Below are 18,387 nucleotides of genomic sequence, written 5' to 3' on the forward strand. Positions count from 1 at the left end.
TTATCGCGCGCGTTTTAAACCTGCGCGATAAATCGCGCCGCTACGATCTCACAACGGCTCGGTCTGCGCCTCCACCACCGCCAGCGCCACCATATTGACGATGCGTCGCACCGAAGCGATACGTGTTAATACATGTACCGGTTTGCTGATACCCATCAACACCGGGCCAACCGTCACCCCCTCCGAACAGGAGACGCGCAGCAGGTTGTAGCTGATACGCGCCGCTTCAACATTTGGCATAATCAACAGATTGGCAGTGCCTTTTAACGGGCTGTCCGGCATCAATTCCCGGCGGATATTTTCCACCAGCGCCGCATCGCCGTGCATTTCTCCGTCAATCTCCAGTTCCGGCGCACGCTGCTGAATCAATGCCAGCGCTTCACGCATTTTGCGCGCGCCCGGCGCATTCGAGGTGCCAAAGCTGGAGTGCGACAGCAGCGCCACACGCGGTTCGATACCAAAGCGTCGCACCGTCTCCGCAGCCATCAAGGTAATATCTGCCAGTTGTTCTGGTGTCGGATCTTCGTTGACGTAGGTGTCGGTAATAAAGGTGTTGCCGCTCGGCAGCAATAGCGCGTTCATCGCCCCGGCGACGCGTACATCAGGACGGAAGCCAAACACCTTCTCAATCACTTCGTAATGTTCATGATAATCGCCAACGGTGCCGCAAATCATCGCATCGGCTTCACCACGATGGACCATGATCGCCCCAATCAGGGTAGGATTGCCTATCACCGCACGCTGTGCCATCTCCGGCGTAACGCCACGCCGTTTCATAATCTGGTAATACTCGCTCCAGTAGGCTTTAAAACGCGGGTCGGATTCGTTGTTCACCACCTCAAAATCTTTTCCGGCTTCGATTTTCAGTCCCTGCTTTTGCAGGCGCATGGCGATTACGTTAGGACGACCGATCAGAATGGGTTTCGCCAGTCCGAGCGTCACCAGTTCCTGAGTGGCATGCAGCACCCGCACTTCTTCTCCTTCCGCCAGCACCACCCGTTTCGGCTCTTTGCGTGCCTGCGAGAAAATCGGTTTCATAAACAGGTTGGTTTTATAGACAAACTCGGTGAGTTTCTCGCGATAGGCATCGAAGTCCTCAATCGGTCGCGTGGCGACGCCAGATTTCATCGCGGCTTGCGCCACCGCAGGCGCAATCTGCACAATCAGACGCGGATCAAAAGGTTTGGGGATCAGATATTCCGGGCCAAAACTCAGATCCTGATCATCATAGGCCGACGCCACCACATCGCTTTGCTCCGCCTGCGCCAGCGCCGCAATGGCGTGCACCGCCGCCAGTTTCATCTCCTCGTTGATCGCGGTAGCCCCGACATCAAGAGCGCCACGGAAGATAAACGGGAAACACAGCACGTTATTGACCTGATTAGGGAAATCCGAACGTCCGGTGCAGATGATGGCATCGGGCCGCACCGCCTTGGCTAAGGGCGGCATGATTTCAGGTTCCGGGTTTGCCAGCGCCAGAATCAGGGGATCTTTTGCCATCTGGCTGACCATTTCCGGCGTCAGCACCTGCGGCCCGGAGCAGCCAAGAAAAATATCCGCGCCGGCAATCACCTCCTCCAGCGTGCGTTTACCGTTGTCCTCGATGGCATACAGCGCTTTGGTTTCTGCCATCTCGGCATCACGACCACGCCAAATCACGCCTTTGGAATCGCAGGCCACGATGTTGTGACGCTGCATCCCCAGCGCTACCAGCAGGTTCAGACAGGCGATGGCTGAAGCGCCCGCTCCCGAGACCACCAGCCGCACATCGGAGATGGCTTTTTTCACAATCTGCAATCCGTTCAGCACCGCAGCGGTACAGATAATGGCGGTGCCGTGCTGATCGTCGTGGAACACCGGGATTTTCATACGTTCGCGCAGCTTCTGCTCGATGTAGAAGCACTCCGGCGCTTTGATATCTTCAAGGTTAATGCCGCCAAAAGTCGGTTCCAGCGCGGCAATCACCTCAATCAGTTTATCCGGGTCGTGTTCGTCGATTTCGATATCGAACACGTCTATCCCGGCAAACTTCTTAAACAACACGCCCTTGCCCTCCATCACCGGCTTCCCCGCCAGCGCGCCGATATTGCCGAGACCAAGCACCGCAGTGCCGTTAGAGATCACCGCCACCAGGTTGCCTCGTGCGGTGTATTTATGTGCCGCCAGAGGGTCCACGGCAATTTCAAGGCACGGAGCTGCCACGCCGGGTGAATAGGCCAGGGCCAAATCACGCTGCGTCGCCAGCGGCTTGGTGGGTGACACCTGAATTTTTCCGGGGGTGGGATACTGGTGAAAATCGAGAGCGCTTTGCTTCAGTTGATCGTCCATTGGGCATCCTGTTGCGCGGAGAAAGAGCGTTCAGTATAGAAATCAACCGCCCAAAAGAGGGTGAAGGCGCTCAAAGAATACGCGGTTTACAAGGGCACAGATTGCCACAGCCAGATCAACGCCCCGGTCACAGACTGCTATGCTTAGTGGTGGTAAAACGCGCAGCTGTCATCTCAGGCTGGCCCCTAATCACAAGCGCGCGCAGTGGGCGCCCCAGCGTCACAATCAGAGAAAACGCATTTTCTTCACCTGACGTCTGTAGCAATGTGTTGGACCGGTACTCACCTGGAAATGGCGTAATAAGGCCAAAGCTGCCTGAGGTTTTCTATTTGCCATAATGATTGCTAATCAAGGAGTTAAGCGATGAACCAGCTCGATGCATTAAAACAGTTCACCACCGTGGTGGCGGACAGTGGCGATATTGAATCCATTCGCCAATACCACCCGGAAGACGCCACGACCAACCCCTCATTAATCCTCAAAGCCGCCGGACTTGACGCCTACAAACACCTGATTGATGACGCCATCGACTACGCAAAAAAACAGGGCGGCAGTAAAGAAACGCAGATCATCAACGCCAGCGACAAAGTGGCGATCAACCTCGGTATGGAAATTCTGAAAAGCGTACCAGGCCGTGTCTCGACCGAAGTGGATGCGCGCCTCTCTTTCGATCGGGGCATGTGTGTTACCAAAGCCGAAAAACTGGTGCGGTTGTACGAAGAGAACGGCATTGACCGTTCGCGTATCCTGATCAAACTGGCATCAACCTGGGAAGGCATCCGCGCTGCCGAGGAGCTGGAGAAAAACGGCATCCATTGCAACCTGACGCTGCTGTTCTCCTTCGCTCAGGCCCGCGCCTGCGCCGAAGCGGGTGTGTTCCTGATCTCCCCGTTCGTTGGTCGTATTTATGACTGGTACAACAGCCGTAAACCGCTCGACCCGTATGTGGCAGATGAAGATCCGGGCGTGAAGTCCGTGCGTCGCATCTACGATTATTACAAAAAGCATCGCTACAACACCGTCATCATGGGTGCCAGCTTCCGTAAAGTGGAGCAGATTCTGGCGCTGGCGGGTTGCGACCGACTGACCATCTCGCCAAATCTGCTGGAAGAACTGGCCAACAGCAATGCGCCAGTGGAACGTAAGCTGGAACCGTCAACCGAAGGCTTCCATCAGCCTGCGCCGCTGTCTGAAGCGGAGTTCCGCTGGGAACATAATCAGGATCCGATGGCGGTAGAAAAACTGTCCGATGGGATCCGTCAGTTTGCCATTGACCAGCAAAAACTGGAGGACGTGCTGGCTGCTCGCCTCTGACCGACCATCACCTCATCCCGGACGGGCGTCTTGCCCGTCCTTTTTGCCAAATCACAAGGGAGAACCCTATGTCTTCACGCAGAGAGTTGGCTAATGCGATTCGTGCCCTGAGCATGGACGCCGTACAAAAAGCAAATTCCGGCCATCCGGGTGCCCCGATGGGCATGGCGGATATCGCCGAAGTGCTGTGGCGCGATTTTCTCAAACATAACCCGACCAACCCGCACTGGCCCGATCGCGACCGTTTCATTCTCTCCAACGGCCATGCCTCGATGCTGCTTTACAGCCTGCTGCATCTCACCGGTTATGACCTGCCGATGGAGGAATTGAAAAACTTCCGTCAGCTACATTCGAAAACGCCGGGACACCCGGAGCTGGGTTATACCGCAGGGGTAGAAACCACCACCGGACCACTCGGTCAGGGGCTGGCGAATGCCGTGGGGATGGCGATTTCCGAACGCACGCTGGCGGCACAATTTAACCAGCCGGGGCATGAGATCATCGACCATTACACCTACGTGTTTATGGGTGATGGCTGCCTGATGGAAGGGATTTCTCACGAAGCCTGCTCGCTGGCGGGTACCCTTGGACTTGGCAAGCTGATCGGTTTTTACGATCACAACGGCATTTCCATCGACGGTGAAACCGAAGGCTGGTTTACCGACGATACCCACAAACGCTTTGAAGCCTACAACTGGCATGTGATTGGCGACATTGACGGCCATGATCCGACCGCCGTCAGCAACGCTATCAAAGAGGCGCAGAGCGTCACCGACAAACCCTCGCTGATTATCTGTCGCACCATCATTGGCTTTGGCTCGCCCAATAAGGCCGGTAAAGAGGAGTCGCACGGTGCCGCGCTCGGCGAAGCGGAAGTGGCGCTGGCGCGTAAACAACTGGGCTGGAACTCTCCGGCGTTTGAGATCCCAAAAGAGATTTATCAGCAGTGGGATGCCAAAGAAGCCGGGGCCGCGCGCGAAAAAGCGTGGGACGAAAAACTGGCGGCCTATACATCGGCGCATCCCGATCTGGCGAAAGAGTTCACACGTCGCCTGAGCGGTGAGTTGCCCGCTAACTGGCAAAGTGAGGTTCAGGCGTTTGTTGAACAACTCCAGGCAAATCCACAGAAAATTGCCAGCCGTAAAGCATCGCAAAATACCCTCGAAGTGTTTGGCAAGCTGTTACCGGAATTCCTTGGGGGATCTGCCGATCTGGCCCCCAGCAATCTCACTATCTGGTCCGGTTCTAAATCGATCAAAGAGGATATTGCCGGTAACTATATTCATTACGGAGTGCGCGAGTTTGGTATGACGGCGATCGGCAACGGTATTGCCAATCACGGCGGCTTTTTGCCTTATACCGCCACCTTCCTGATGTTTGTCGAATACGCACGCAACGCGGTGCGCATGGCGGCATTGATGAAGGCGCGTCAGGTGCTGGTCTACACCCACGACTCGATTGGTTTGGGGGAAGATGGCCCGACGCATCAGCCGGTGGAACAACTCGCCAGCCTGCGCGTCACGCCGAATATGAGCGTGTGGCGTCCGTGCGACCAGGTAGAAACGGCGGTGGCGTGGAAGGCGGCGGTGGAACGTCAGCACGGCCCAACCGCGCTGATTCTGTCGCGTCAGAATTTACTGCAACCGGAACGCACCCCTGCGCAGGTTGCAGATATCGCGCGGGGTGGTTATGTATTGCAGGATTGCGACGGCACGCCGGAAGCGATCATCATCGCCACCGGTTCGGAAATCGAAATCGCTCTTGGTGCAGCGGATAAACTGACGGCGGATGGTCATCGTATCCGCGTGGTATCCCTGCCCTGCACCGACGTGTTCGATAAACAAGATGCGGCTTATCGTGAATCGGTGCTGCCTTCTGCCGTTAAGGCACGCGTGGCGGTGGAAGCCGGTATTACCGATTACTGGTTCAAGTATGTTGGCCTTGACGGATCCATCGTCGGCATGACCACCTTTGGTGAGTCGGCACCAGCCGGTAAACTGTTCCCGGAATTTGGCTTTACTGTGGAAAATATCGTCAGCCATACCGAAGCCTTACTCAAGCCGCACTAATTGACCCGGCCCCCGCTGTGGGGCCGTTTTTGATCACAGCCTGAAACAGAAAAAAATCTTACTTGACCTCTTTCCGCCCCTCGCAAACTGATTACTATAAGACGTTCCTTTAATTAGCCTGGCGGACGCTTTCCCGTTGAAAAAACGTACACCCTTTTTACTGAGCTTACTGGTTTCGCTGCTTCCGTTAAAAAGCATGGCGCAGGCGTCTCCAGACCCCCTGCTCGCTTCACAAATCGTTGATCGTTACGCTGAACATATCTTTTACGGCAGCGGTGCCGTTGGCATGGCACTGGTGGCGATTGATGGCAACCAGCGTGTTTTCGCCAGCTTCGGCGAAACCAGCCCCGGCAACAACACCCGGCCACAGCAAGACTCGGTGATTCGTATTGCCTCGCTCAGCAAGCTGATGACCAGCGAAGTGATGGTGAAAATGGCGGAGCGTGGTCAGATTCGCCTCGACGATCCTTTAAGCAAATACGCACCAGCGGGCGTGCGTGTGCCAAACTTCAACGGCCAACCGATTCGCCTGATTAATCTTTCGACCCATACCAGTGGTCTGCCGCGTGAGCAGCCCGGTGGCAAACCGCATCGTCCGGTGTTTGTCTGGCCAACCCGAAGTGATCGCTGGCAGTGGCTGTCGCGTGCTGCGCTGAAAGCGGCACCAGGTACCAATGCAGCCTACTCCAACCTCGGTTATGACCTGCTGGGCGATGCGCTGGCGAAAGCAAGCGGTCAACCCTATCCAGCTCTGTTCCAGCAGTTGATCACCCGTCCACTGGGGATGAAGGACACCACCTATACCCCCTCGCCAGATCAATGCAAGCGTCTGATGATTGCTGAAAAAGGTGCCAGTCCGTGTAACAACACCCTCGCAGCGATTGGCAGCGGCGGCGTCTATTCAACGCCGGACGATATGGGCCGCTGGATGCAACAGTTCCTCAACTCCGCCGTCAACAAGCGCACGCCGCAAATCGATCGTCTGCAAACGCTGATTTATCGCCGTGACCAGTTGAATAAAGTGGAAGGGATGGATGTCCCCGGACGTGCCGATGCGCTGGGTATGGGCTGGGTCTATATGGGGCCGAAAAACGGTCGCCCAGGCATTATTCAGAAAACCGGTGGCGCGGGTGGGTTCATAACCTATATGGCGATGATACCGCAGCAAAATGTCGGGGTGTTTGTGGTGGTGACGCGCTCGCCGCTAACCCGCTTTACGCCGATGAGCGATGGCGTCAATGATCTGCTGGCCGAACTGGTGGGTAACCAGAATGGCTCACCGATGATGGTACAGGCAATCCGTTAACGCGATTGCGGTGCCGACTCCGACTGGCTGACCCACAAGGTTGGCCAGTCATCGCTGCTGTGCCAGGCATCACAGGTCTTCTCTTCCGCATACTCCGCCAGCACAAATTCATTGCCATCAAACTGCCAGCGCGTAGCGATGCCGCAATCCCCCAGGCCACGCCCCTTGCTAAAGGTATAAAGGAAGCCGCTGCTGGCATCGTATTCGGCATTCACCAACTCCAGTTGATTATCACTGCGTGACGCTGGTGTGAAGGGTAAGGTCAGCGTCAGACCGCGCGCCACATAGGGTTGACTACGTGTAACTTCAAAGGCCAGATCAATCACGTTATACGCCCCGGTTTCACAGCTCACCAGCAGCAACGCTTTATCGTCGGTGAGCGGCGCGACGCTCACTTCACGCCGCATCGGATCGAGTGAACAACTGTCGGTATTGATGCGCCAGGTACCATAGTCGATCAACCCACTGGCTTCGTCATGGGTGAGTGGCGCAGGCTGCGGCAAAGGCGCAGGCAACCGGGGTAACGCTGGCTGCGGCGGTACATCCCATACCACACGATCGCCGCGCTTTACCCAGGCACTCAAACCGTTCACCCTGCCCTGCACCTCATCCATCAGCAGCAACGCCGCTTTCATCCCGTGCAATGAAACGGCTGCTTTGGCCTGCCAGGTGAGCTGGAGGGTATCCGCGTCCAGCGTTTGTGCCAGAAACTCATCAATGGCGATGGGATTGCTGGTAGCGAGATGATGTGGTTCCACGCTCCAGTGTTTGAGATCGGGTTTCAACAGACGCTGATCGAGCAACAGATTGTCCTGTAAGGACGCACCGGGAAGTTCACCAGTGTAAGCGCTGCCATAATCAATGCGCAGCAAAGGACGATCATCGACACCCGCATGACGGGAGAGGGTCATGACCAGGCCATTATCACCAGGAAAACTGCGCGCTACGCAAAAAGCCGCATTGTTGCAGGTCAGCTGCCAGTCAGAAAATGACTTTTGCAGTGGATCCGCCTGCACTCCCGCAGCAAACAGAAAAAGCAATAAAAGCAGCGATTTCATCCAATACGACATTAAGAAAACCGATCCCCAAAATCTTAGAGAGAAGATGATAGCGCAGTGGCAGCGCTGACACCGGGCCTAATCTGTGAGCTGGCCCTAAAAGCGGTACTAACTGCCGAAAAAGACGTCGCCTGGGAGCGATCTGTGCGGGTGGTGCGAGGGGTCATCATCCTTGTCCAACGCCGCGCGCTCAATCGGATTTGTCGCACAATGCGCCAGCCAGCCCGGCACACGGTCAGGGATTATGAGAGAGATTGTCTGGAGTCGAGAAAGCGTCACATTATCGACATAGAAGAGGATAAATTATGTGTAGACGGTCTTTAAGCTGTAGCGACACGATTTACCGTGTTTTTTCCCGACGCCGTGCGAGGAATCTTGCAATAAATTGCGCCACTACAGAAACCGTCTGCATCAGGCCCGTAGCCAGCCCACCAGCTGCGCATGTTGCAGTAACATAATGGTCTTACCATCACGGATACGACCATTTTTCACCATCGCCAGCGCTTCAGGAAACGCCAGTTCGAGCACGGTAATTTCTTCGTCTTCAACACCGCCGCCTTTGTTCGCACGTTGAGCTTCGCTGTATTCAGCAGCGAAGAAGTGCAGAATCTCGGTAACGCCCCCTGGTGACATATAGGCTTCCCAGAGTTTTTCCACTTTACCCACCTGATAACCGGTTTCCTCAATCGCTTCCTTACGGATGCAGTCTTCAGGCGTATCGTCGTCCAGCAGGCCCGCGCAGGCCTCAATCAGCTCGCCACTCTCATTACCGTTCAGGTAGGTGGCAATACGGAATTGGCGCGTCAGCACCACGCTATTTTTTTCACGGTTGTAGAGCAGGATGGTTGCGCCGTTGCCACGGTCGTAGACTTCACGTTTGTGACGCAGCACTTCACCATTGTTGCGGGTAAGTTCGTAGGTAAAGTTGCGCAGCACAAACCAGTTTTCTGACAGCAACTTGTCTTTGATGATATTGATCTTTAACGGCATGACCACTCCACTGCAAATTTTGAGGGAGCCTGAAAGAGTAAAACGTTATGGCGGGGAAAACTATCTGAATTGTTTGTCACAGAGAACAAAAGAGCGCAATAAATTGCGCCGCTACGCACCTTTGTCGTAGCGGCGCGGTTTACCGCGCTGTAAACATCAAAATCCGTTCTTTTCCTCTTTCATATCTGGCAGGTGATGCGCAATCCCTTTATGGCAGTCGATACAGGTTTTGCCTTCCTCCACCGCTTTGGTGTGCATCTTCGCCGCGACCGTCTTCTGCGCGGTAAAATCCATATATTCAAAGTTATGGCAGTTACGGCAGGCTTGCGAATTGTTGTTCTTCATCCTGCGCCATTCGTTTTGCGCCAGTTCAAGCCGCTTTTCCTCAAACTTTTCTGGCGTGTCGACAATGCCGAACACCTTGGCATACACCTCTTTGCTGGCCTGTAACTTACGCCACATTTTTGGCCCCCACTCGTGTGGCACATGGCAATCCGGGCAGGTCGCACGCACGCCGCTGCGGTTGTTGTAGTGCACCGTCTGCATATATTCCTGATAGACGTTGTTACGCATTTCATGGCAACCGATACAGAATTGCTCGCGGTTGGTCATCTCCAGGCCGGTATTAAATCCGCCCCAGAAAATGATGCCTCCGGCGAAACCAATCAGCAGCAACGTGCCAAGCGCCAGGCGGCTGGGACGACGCCACCAGCGCCAGATGCGGAGAATCATCTGCTTCATTGACCAAAGCCCTCAGCCGGACGGAAGGTGTTTTCCACCACCGGTTTGGCATCGGTCTGCGGCACATGGCATTGCAGACAAAAATAGCGGCGCGGTGAAACCGTACTGCTGACCAGGCCATCACGATCGGTAAAGTGTGTTGGACTGACGCGGGGCGCACCGGTGGTGAGGTAACTTTGCGTACCGTGGCATTGCAGGCAGCGGTTAACGTTTTTCGTCACCTGGTAGCCATCAACGCTATGCGGGATCACCGGTGGTTGATTGACATAGTTCAGCGGCTTGCGGCTCTGCTCTTTGGGCTGATGGATCGTGCCCTGCTGCGTGGCCGTCACCTCCGGTGACTGTTGCAAGTCCACGCCGTTATCGGCCCAGACCGCGCCGCCCAATGTCAGGGCAGCCAATGTAAGAAGTGTGATAAGAGGTTTCATTGCATCCTGCCTTAAATTTTCACCAGCTTAACGGCGCATTTTTTATAATCGGTCTGTTTCGAAAGCGGGTCGGTGGCATCCAGCGTGACGTTGTTGACCAGCACCCCGGCATCGAAGAACGGTGAAAACACCAACCCCTGCGGTGGCTGATTACGGCCACGCGTTTCGACGGTGGCCATCGCTTCACCCCGGCGGGAAACCACGCGCACTTTCTCGCCCCGACGCAGACCACGCGCTTTGGCATCCAGCGGATGGATATACAGCAACGCCTGCGGCACCGCGCGATGCAGCTCCGGCACACGGCGCGTCATGGTGCCGGTATGCCAGTGTTCCAGCACGCGGCCGGTACAGAACCACAGATCGTATTCCGCATCCGGTGATTCAGCAGGCGGCTCGTACGGCAGGGCAAAAATGGTCGCTTTGCCGTCTGGTTTGCCGTAGAAGCGCACGCCCTCGCCTGCTTTGACGTAGCTGTCATGACCTTCGCGATAACGCCAGCGCGTCTCTTTGCCGTCAACCACCGGCCAGCGCAAACCACGCGCCTGATGATAAGTGTCGAACGGTGCCAAATCGTGGCCGTGACCACGACCAAAACTGGCGTACTCTTCGAACAATCCTTTTTGCAGATAGAAGCCGAAAGCACGGGCATCATCGTTCAGTTGGTCGTCGGCGACCTCACTCAGCGGGAATTGGTTAACCTGGCCATTGGCAAACAACACGTCGTAGAGGGTTTTGTCACGTAGCTCCGGCTGTTGGGCGATCAATGCCTCCGGCCAAACTTCCGCCACGCGGAATCGCTTCGAAAAGTTCACCAGTTGCCACAGATCGGATTTGGCGTCCCCAGGCGCTTTGACTTGCTGATGCCAAAACTGGGTGCGGCGTTCAGCATTGCCATAGGCACCCTCTTTTTCCACCCACATAGCGGTGGGCAAAATCAGGTCGGCTGAGAGCGCGCTGACGGTCGGATAGGGATCCGACACCACTACAAAGTTGCGCTCATCGCGCCAACCCGGCATACGTTCCTGTGTCAGGTTCGGTCCGGCCTGCATATTGTTGTTGCACATCGACCAGTAGGCATTGATTTTGCCGTCTTTCAGCGCGCGGTCCTGCGCCACTGCGTGGTAGCCCGGTTTGGCCGGGATGGTGCCGGACGGCAACTTCCACAGTTTTTCTGCCAGCGCGCGATGCTTGTCGTTAGTCACCACCATATCGGCAGGCAAACGATGGGAAAACGTCCCTACTTCACGCGCCGTACCACAGGCTGAGGGTTGCCCGGTCAGAGAGAAGGGGCCGGTACCAGGGCGTGAAATTTTGCCGGTCAGCAAGTGCAGGTTGTAGACCAGATTATTGGCCCACACGCCACGCGTATGTTGGTTGAAACCCATCGTCCAGTACGACACCACCTTGATGTTGGGATCGGCATACAACTCGGCCAGTTTCACCAGTTGATCTTGCTCGACACCGCTCATGGCACTGGCTTTTTCCAGCGTATACTCCGCGACAAACTTCGCGTACTCGTCGAAACTGATTGGTGTCGAAGCATCGCTGTCCGGATTTTTCGCCTTCGCCTGACGCGGGTCGGTCGGACGCAAACCATAACCGATGTCAGTCGCACCCTGACGCAGCGTGACGTGGTTTTCCAGGAAGGTTTTATCCACCTTGCCGTTCTGAATGATGTAGTTGGCGATAAAGTTGAGGATCACCAGATCGGTCTGAGGCACGAACACCATGCCGTTATCCGCCAGCTCAAAGCTGCGATGGCGATAGGTCGACAGCACGGCAACTTTGACGTTTTCATTGCTGAGACGACGCGCCGTGATACGGGACCAGAGAATCGGGTGCATCTCGGCCATGTTCGATCCCCACAACACAAAAGCATCAGCCTGCTCGATATCGTCATAGCAGCCCATCGGTTCATCCATGCCAAAGGTACGCATAAACCCAACCACCGCCGACGCCATGCAGTGACGCGCATTGGGATCGAGGTTATTACTGCGGAAACCGGCTTTCATCAGCTTGGAGGCCGCGTAACCTTCCCACAAGGTCCACTGGCCAGAACCGAACATACCAATGGATTCCGGTCCGTTGGCCTTAAGCGCAGCCTTAAACTTCTCCTCCATGATGTCGAACGCCTGTTCCCAGCTAATCGGCGTGAATGTGCCATTTTTGTCGAAACGCCCTTCGGTCATCCGCAATAGCGGCTGGGTCAGACGGTCCTTGCCGTACATAATTTTGGGCAGAAAATAGCCTTTAATGCAGTTCAGGCCACGGTTCACCTCCGCCTGCGGATCGCCCTGTGAAGCAACCACACGACCATCCTGAGTGCCCACCAGCACGCCGCAGCCCGTTCCGCAAAAGCGACAGGGCGCTTTTTCCCAACGAATCGGTGCCGCCAATGCCGTGGCGGCTTTGGTAACGGTAGGGATGACTAATCCCGCAGCGGTTGCAGCTGCCGCCGCCGCATTGGCTTTCATAAAATCACGACGACTCAGTTGCATGAGGTTTCCTTGGCAAGTTCTTCAAATTCGTCCTGCTGGTGATACACCAGCGATACCGCCAACACGCCTGGGATATTGCGCGTGGCTTCAATGTTGCTAAGCAGCGTGGCGCTATCGGACGCGCCCAACGTGACTGCCAGGGTGCCGCGTGCGGCGTCTTGAGCGGCGATGTCGCTGTCGGCCCAGGTCAGTAGCTCCTGCGTGACCGCAGCACAAGCCGCCGGTCGCGCCTGAATCACCAGGCCACAGACGTGCCAACTGTTATTCGAGTTCATGATGTAATCCTGTGGCTGAAACCGGGCAAGGCGCGATGCACGCACCACAACCGGTGCAATGCTGCGGCGTGGTTTCGGGTTGTGCGATACCGTTGGCAGTAAGGCGAAAAACGATGGCCTGCTGATCACAACTTTCCTGACAACTGCGACAATTCACCCCCTGAAAGGTGATGCAATCACGGCTGATGCGGATACGTTGCTGCCACGGCTGCTGCTCGCGCGGATAAAACAGCGCCTGTGGGCAGACATCGGCGCAGGCGGCGCAGAAGGTACACTCACCCCGTTGAAAATCGATCTGCGGTACCGCACCTGGCGCAAGCTGCACAATCTGCGTTTCGCAGGCGGTTACGCAGTTGCCACAACCGTCACACCCGGTCTGATGGCGCCACCACGGCAATGCAATTGCCCCCGTGACAGCTTTACGCTGTCCGGTGAAGAATTGGCGTCGTGACAGCCCCATCGGTACACCTTAATCCGGGTTAGAAATTAGGGCTTAAAATAACCTGACATAATGGAGGGCTATATCACCCGAAAGGAGTAATTCCCGGAGTGGGATCAAGGGGGGAGCAGATGGTGATCAGACGGGTCCAGGTGCCAGAAAAAACGCGGCATTAGGGTGGCAAAAACAAAAAAGGCCGTCGGAGAGACGGCCTTCTGATAACACATCATGCGCGTTTAGCGTGAAGAATCTTCCGCCAGGATACGCGGTGCGTCATCCGACTCATCGACATGATGATCATGCTCTTTCATCGCTTCTTCGTGTACGCGCTTACGCACACCAAACCAGCCCAGCACCAACACCACCGCAATCAGCGGGATGGAGGCAATGGTGTAGGTGCCATTCGGGTAGTCAAACGCCATCAACACCAGCACGCTGACCAGGAACAGCAGCGTCAACCAGGAGGTGACCGGTGCCCACGGCAGCTTGAAGCTGACATCTTCCGCTTTGCCTTCTTTGATGGCTTTGCGCAGACGCATCTGGCATACCACGATAAAGCCCCACGAAGAGATGATACCCAGCGACGCCACGTTCAGGACGATCTCAAATACCTGAGAGGGTACGTAGTAGTTCAGCACCACGCCCACCACATAGACAGCAATGGTCACCAGGATACCGGCAAACGGCACCTGCTGGTTGCTCATCTTCGACATAAACTTCGGTGCAGAACCGCCCATCGACATCGAACGCAGAATACGACCGGTGGAGTACAGACCGGAGTTCAGGCTGGACAACGCCGCACTCAGCACCACGATATTCATGACGCTACCGATATAAGGCACGCCCAGTTTGGAGAAGAAGGTCACGAACGGACTCTGCCCGGCCTGATAAGCATTCCACGGCAACAGCAGCACCAACAGCACCACCGAACCTACGTAGAACAGGCCGATACGCCAAATCACGCTGTTGATCGCTTTTGGCAGCATGGTTTTCGGGTCTTTACACTCCCCCGCCGCCGTGCCTACCAGCTCGATCGAGGCGAAGGCAAACACCACCCCTTGCACCAGCACCAGCGCAGGCAGCAGACCATGTGGGAACAGGCCGCCGTTATCGGTTATCAGGTGGAAACCGGTGGCATTGCCGTCCAGCGGCTTACCGCTGCCGAGGAACACCACGCCAACCACCAGGAACACCACGATGGCCAGCACCTTAATCAGCGCAAACCAGAACTCCATCTCGGCGAACCACTTCACGCCGATCATGTTCATGGTGCCAACAATCGCCAGCGCACCAAGGGCAAACACCCACTGTGGAACATCACCAAACGCGCCCCAGTAATGCATATACAGCGCAACAGCCGTGATATCGACGATACCGGTCATCGCCCAGTTAACAAAGTACATCCAGCCCGCCACATATGACGCTTTTTCACCAAGAAATTCACGCGCATAGGAAACAAAGCTGCCACTGGAAGGACGATGTAAAACCAGTTCGCCCAACGCACGCAGAATGAAGAAAGAGAAGATACCGCACACCAGATACACCAGTGCCAGAGCCGGACCTGCCATCTGTAAGCGCGCGCCTGCGCCTAAAAATAGCCCCGTACCAATAGCACCGCCGATGGCGATCATTTGAACCTGACGATTACCCATAGCTTTGTGGTAACCGGTGTCGTGGGAATTCAGCCAGCGTCGTTTCGCAGCGCGTTGTTCGGCCGCGGTTTTTTTAGTAGGTTTCATAGCTTTCCTGTTTATCCTGACCATCAATCACCGGCTTACCAAACGTTTGCGTAGCACGGTGCGAAATGGGGTAAAACCCCGGTTGCAGGCGGCGGAACGATGTCGCGCAGCGATCCGGGAAATTACGGCGATGAATCCTACCCGTTCTGCAAGAACGAAGCAAAATATACCGCCAGATTGCACAGAATGAATTGAGATTATCCTTCACAGTGCACAAAAAAACCGGCCAGAGCGTCTGGCCGGTGAAGATTGTGGCAGGAAAAAATCGGGGAAATTAACGATAAATCTCGGCGGTACCACTCCACATGCTGGAGTCACCTGGATTTTGCACGCCGATGACGCGGTAATGGCTGGCACCCATCTCTTGCGCTTTCTGTGACAACTGACGGGTCGCATCATCCAGTGAGCCACTGACGCCACTGACGGAGACGCTACCGATACTTTGCATATTTTGAGCTTGTTCCGCGTTTAACGCTGTCGCGGCCAGCGAACTAAAACTTGCGGCGGCTAGCAGTGCACCAGCCAGAACAGCATATCGAGTCTTCATGGGATGCTCCTGTTATCTTGCGGGGAAACCGACGGCCTACGCAAAAAGTATTAGTCAGCCAGGCAAAAGCGGGATGACACAAGCGGTAAAACTGTTCAATTTTTCGACAGAGGTTTCAGATTTATCCTGGGAAATGTAAATTGCGGTTACTTTATGTGCGAAGAGTAACCTGATGTAGCGAGATAACGTCGCCGACATGACAACGCTGCTTTATAATTCCGCGCTCGCAACAGGGTTTTTATCGTGATGGTTAAACGTCCCGTAATACGCACTATCGCTCGCGCGCTGAGCGCAATTGTCCTGCTTTCGCTGCTCACTTCCGGGCTGGCGTTGATGACACTGTCCAGTAGCTTACGCGATGCTGAGACAGTCAATGTCGCCGGGTCGCTGCGAATGCAAATTTATCGCCTGGCCTGGGACAGCACGCGCGATCCCCAACAGCTAACTCATCATATTGGTTTATATGAACAAACCCTGGACGCTCCGGCATTGAGCAATCTGGAGCGCGCGTGGGTGCCGATCGAAGTTCGCAACCGTTACCACTATCTGCGCGATAACTGGCCGGAACTGAAGCAACGGTTACAAACGCAGAACACCCTGATTTATCAACAGCAGGTCGCCAGCTACGTCAGTGAAATCAATCGTTTTGTGTTGTCCGTACAGCATTACGCCGAGCTAAAAATGCATCTGGTGGTTGCCAGTAGCCTGTTTGGTTTTCTGGCGATTGTCGGGCTGGCACTCTGGACCATCCGTTTTATTCGCAGCAACGTGGTGGGACCGCTCAACGCGCTGGTCACCGCCAGTCAGTTTGTCGAACAAACTCGCTTCAGCTTTCCTCCCCTGCCCGTGGCACAGCCTAACGAACTTGGTGTGCTGGCCCATGCCTTCACGGCGATGGCGGCCAGACTACAATCACACTATCGCCTGCTGGAAGATGCGGTGCAGGAGAAAACCGAGAGCCTGACGCAGGCTAACCGCACACTGTCTCTGCTCTATGAAAGCTCGCAAATGCTTACCAGCAGCGCCCTCAATCCCGATGTATTTCAGGGTTTTATCGAGCAACTTCAGCAGCGCGAAGGTTTTAACGTGGTGGTGCTGGAGAGTGACAACCAGACATTCCAGACCGGAAGCAGTGATGCCAACTGCCGCTGGCAGCGCATCACATTGCGTCAGGATGAGCAGCCCTTCGGCGAATTGCGTTGGCAATCGCCGCAACGCGCGTCGTCCGGGGAATTGATGCAGAGCCTGGCGAATATGTTGGCTCGCGCCCTGTGGGTCTGGCAGACGCAGAAGCAGTATCAGCAAATGCTGTTAATTGAGGAGCGCGCGACCATTGCCCGCGAACTTCACGATTCGCTGGCGCAGTCACTCTCCTTTTTACGGATTCAGCTTACGCTGCTGCGACGCACGGTCGATGGCAGCCAGTTGGCAGCGCAAAGTATTATCAGCGAGTTTGACCGGGCACTGGCAGACGCTTATCAACAATTACGCGAATTGCTGACCACCTTCCGCCTGACCATTGAGCAGGCAGATTTGGTAGCAGCATTGCAGGCAATGATCGTACCCTTGCAGGAACAATCCCAGGCGGCGATCCAGTTTGACTATCAACCGGGACTGCAAAGCCTTGATGCTCAACAACAGGTGCATGTTTTACAGATTGCGCGCGAGGCCTTACTGAACGCCATTCGCCATGCCGGTGCACAGCAGATTCGCATTTGCTATCAGCGTCTCGCTGAGGAGGATCATCTGTTAACCATCGAAGATGACGGTATTGGTATCCGCAGCACGGAAGAACCGCCGGGCCATTATGGCCTGACAATTATGGCAGAACGGGCAGCGCGCCTTGCCGGCACGCTGCTGATTACCCCGCAGGAACGCGGCACGCGTGTCACCTTACGTTTCCCGCCTCGCCCGACCTACCTGCTGGAATAACGTGATACATGGACTGTTTATTGGAGAGAATATGGACCAGCCAAAACTGACAATCATGATAGTTGATGACCATCCCCTGATGCGCCGTGGCGTTCGCCAGTTGCTGGCGCTGGAGCCACGGCTTCAGGTGGTGGCCGAGGCCAATAATGGCACGGAAGCGCTGGCAGAGGCCCGTCGTCTGTCGCCGGATGTGATTCTGCTCGACCTGAATATGAAAGGGATGTCCGGGCTGGATACGCTAAAAGCGTTACGCCATGAGGAGATCTCCGCCCGCATCCTGGTGTTGACCGTTTCCGATGCGCGTAATGATATCTACGCCATGATTGATGCCGGTGCTGATGGCTATTTGCTAAAGGACAGTGAACCGGAGCAATTGCTGCAACAAATCCTGTCCGGCGCCCAGGGGGAGAACGTATTCAGTGAGGTGGTGGAGGAGTATCTCGCCAATCGCCCACACAGCTCCAATCCGTTCCGCCAGTTGACCGAGCGCGAACTAGACGTACTACAGGAAGTGGCGCGTGGTTTGTCGAATAAAGAGATTGCCACCACGCTGCATATCTCTGAAGAGACGGTCAAAGTGCATATTCGCAATCTGCTGCGCAAACTGGATGTACGCTCACGCGTGGCCGCCACCGTGCTCTGGCTGGAGAGCCGGAACGTCTAGCACATCACATAAAACCGTCGGGACATTTACACTTTCTCCATAATTTCTCCACGATTATC

The 18,387-nt window shown here is 55.4% G+C and carries 15 protein-coding genes; 5 read left to right on the forward strand and 10 right to left on the reverse strand.

Features of this window, described 5'->3' with window-relative positions; translation table 11 throughout:
- Positions 1-48: 48 nt before the first annotated feature.
- On the reverse strand, positions 49-2,328 hold the full coding sequence (maeB, locus tag AC6I8N_RS14680; protein WP_021184278.1) for an NADP-dependent oxaloacetate-decarboxylating malate dehydrogenase: 2,280 nt from the start codon (positions 2,326-2,328) through the stop codon (positions 49-51).
- A gap of 363 nt (positions 2,329-2,691) precedes the next feature.
- On the opposite strand from maeB, the gene tal reads away from it, so the two are divergent.
- From tal to ampH, 3 genes are all read left to right on the forward strand, one after another.
- On the forward strand, positions 2,692-3,642 hold the full coding sequence (gene tal, locus AC6I8N_RS14685; protein ID WP_497829359.1) for a transaldolase: 951 nt from the start codon (positions 2,692-2,694) through the stop codon (positions 3,640-3,642).
- Positions 3,643-3,710: 68 nt separating this feature from the next.
- Positions 3,711-5,711, forward strand: a complete 2,001-nt coding sequence (gene tkt, locus AC6I8N_RS14690) for a transketolase (RefSeq protein WP_497829360.1) — start codon at positions 3,711-3,713, stop codon at positions 5,709-5,711.
- Between the two features lie 136 nt (positions 5,712-5,847).
- A complete protein-coding gene (gene ampH, locus AC6I8N_RS14695; protein ID WP_208723855.1) occupies positions 5,848-7,017 on the forward strand; it encodes a D-alanyl-D-alanine-carboxypeptidase/endopeptidase AmpH in 1,170 nt (389 codons plus the stop codon).
- Here the strand turns inward: ampH and AC6I8N_RS14700 are convergent.
- From AC6I8N_RS14700 to AC6I8N_RS14740, 9 genes are all read right to left on the reverse strand, one after another.
- Positions 7,014-8,087, reverse strand: a complete 1,074-nt coding sequence (locus tag AC6I8N_RS14700) for a DUF1176 domain-containing protein (protein ID WP_497829361.1) — start codon at positions 8,085-8,087, stop codon at positions 7,014-7,016. The two genes, ampH and AC6I8N_RS14700, sit on opposite strands and share 4 nt — an antisense overlap.
- Positions 8,088-8,486: 399 nt before the next feature.
- The gene (nudK, locus tag AC6I8N_RS14705) at positions 8,487-9,065 is read right to left on the reverse strand and encodes a GDP-mannose pyrophosphatase NudK (protein WP_497829362.1); all 579 of its coding nucleotides are present in this window, start codon (positions 9,063-9,065) and stop codon (positions 8,487-8,489) included.
- A gap of 156 nt (positions 9,066-9,221) precedes the next feature.
- On the reverse strand, positions 9,222-9,806 hold the full coding sequence (gene napC / locus AC6I8N_RS14710; RefSeq protein WP_208723851.1) for a cytochrome c-type protein NapC: 585 nt from the start codon (positions 9,804-9,806) through the stop codon (positions 9,222-9,224).
- Positions 9,803-10,234, reverse strand: a complete 432-nt coding sequence (gene napB / locus AC6I8N_RS14715) for a nitrate reductase cytochrome c-type subunit (RefSeq protein ID WP_021184286.1) — start codon at positions 10,232-10,234, stop codon at positions 9,803-9,805. Before napB ends, napC begins: the two co-directional genes overlap by 4 nt.
- Positions 10,235-10,245: 11 nt before the next feature.
- Positions 10,246-12,732, reverse strand: coding sequence for a nitrate reductase catalytic subunit NapA (gene napA / locus AC6I8N_RS14720; RefSeq protein ID WP_497829363.1), 2,487 nt, complete (start codon positions 12,730-12,732; stop codon positions 10,246-10,248).
- The gene (locus AC6I8N_RS14725) at positions 12,723-13,007 is read right to left on the reverse strand and encodes a chaperone NapD (RefSeq protein ID WP_497829364.1); all 285 of its coding nucleotides are present in this window, start codon (positions 13,005-13,007) and stop codon (positions 12,723-12,725) included. Before AC6I8N_RS14725 ends, napA begins: the two co-directional genes overlap by 10 nt.
- Positions 12,994-13,467: a ferredoxin-type protein NapF gene (gene napF, locus AC6I8N_RS14730; RefSeq protein WP_497829365.1), complete on the reverse strand. Its 474-nt coding sequence runs from the start codon at positions 13,465-13,467 to the stop codon at positions 12,994-12,996. Before napF ends, AC6I8N_RS14725 begins: the two co-directional genes overlap by 14 nt.
- 215 nt (positions 13,468-13,682) lie before the next feature.
- Positions 13,683-15,185, reverse strand: a complete 1,503-nt coding sequence (ansP, locus tag AC6I8N_RS14735) for an L-asparagine permease (RefSeq protein WP_021184291.1) — start codon at positions 15,183-15,185, stop codon at positions 13,683-13,685.
- Between the two features lie 274 nt (positions 15,186-15,459).
- Complete coding sequence (locus AC6I8N_RS14740; RefSeq protein ID WP_021184293.1) at positions 15,460-15,732, reverse strand: YdgH/BhsA/McbA-like domain containing protein; 273 nt, start codon at positions 15,730-15,732, stop codon at positions 15,460-15,462.
- A gap of 243 nt (positions 15,733-15,975) precedes the next feature.
- On the opposite strand from AC6I8N_RS14740, the gene narQ reads away from it, so the two are divergent.
- Entirely contained in the window at positions 15,976-17,664 is a 1,689-nt protein-coding gene (narQ, locus tag AC6I8N_RS14745; RefSeq protein WP_497829366.1) for a nitrate/nitrite two-component system sensor histidine kinase NarQ, read from the forward strand.
- Between the two features lie 31 nt (positions 17,665-17,695).
- Positions 17,696-18,328, forward strand: coding sequence for a two-component system response regulator NarL (gene narL, locus AC6I8N_RS14750; protein WP_208723847.1), 633 nt, complete (start codon positions 17,696-17,698; stop codon positions 18,326-18,328).
- The last annotated feature ends 59 nt before the right edge of the window (positions 18,329-18,387 follow it).

It is taken from the genome of Pantoea sp. X-Soil-TKNS-1279 (assembly GCF_059730565.1).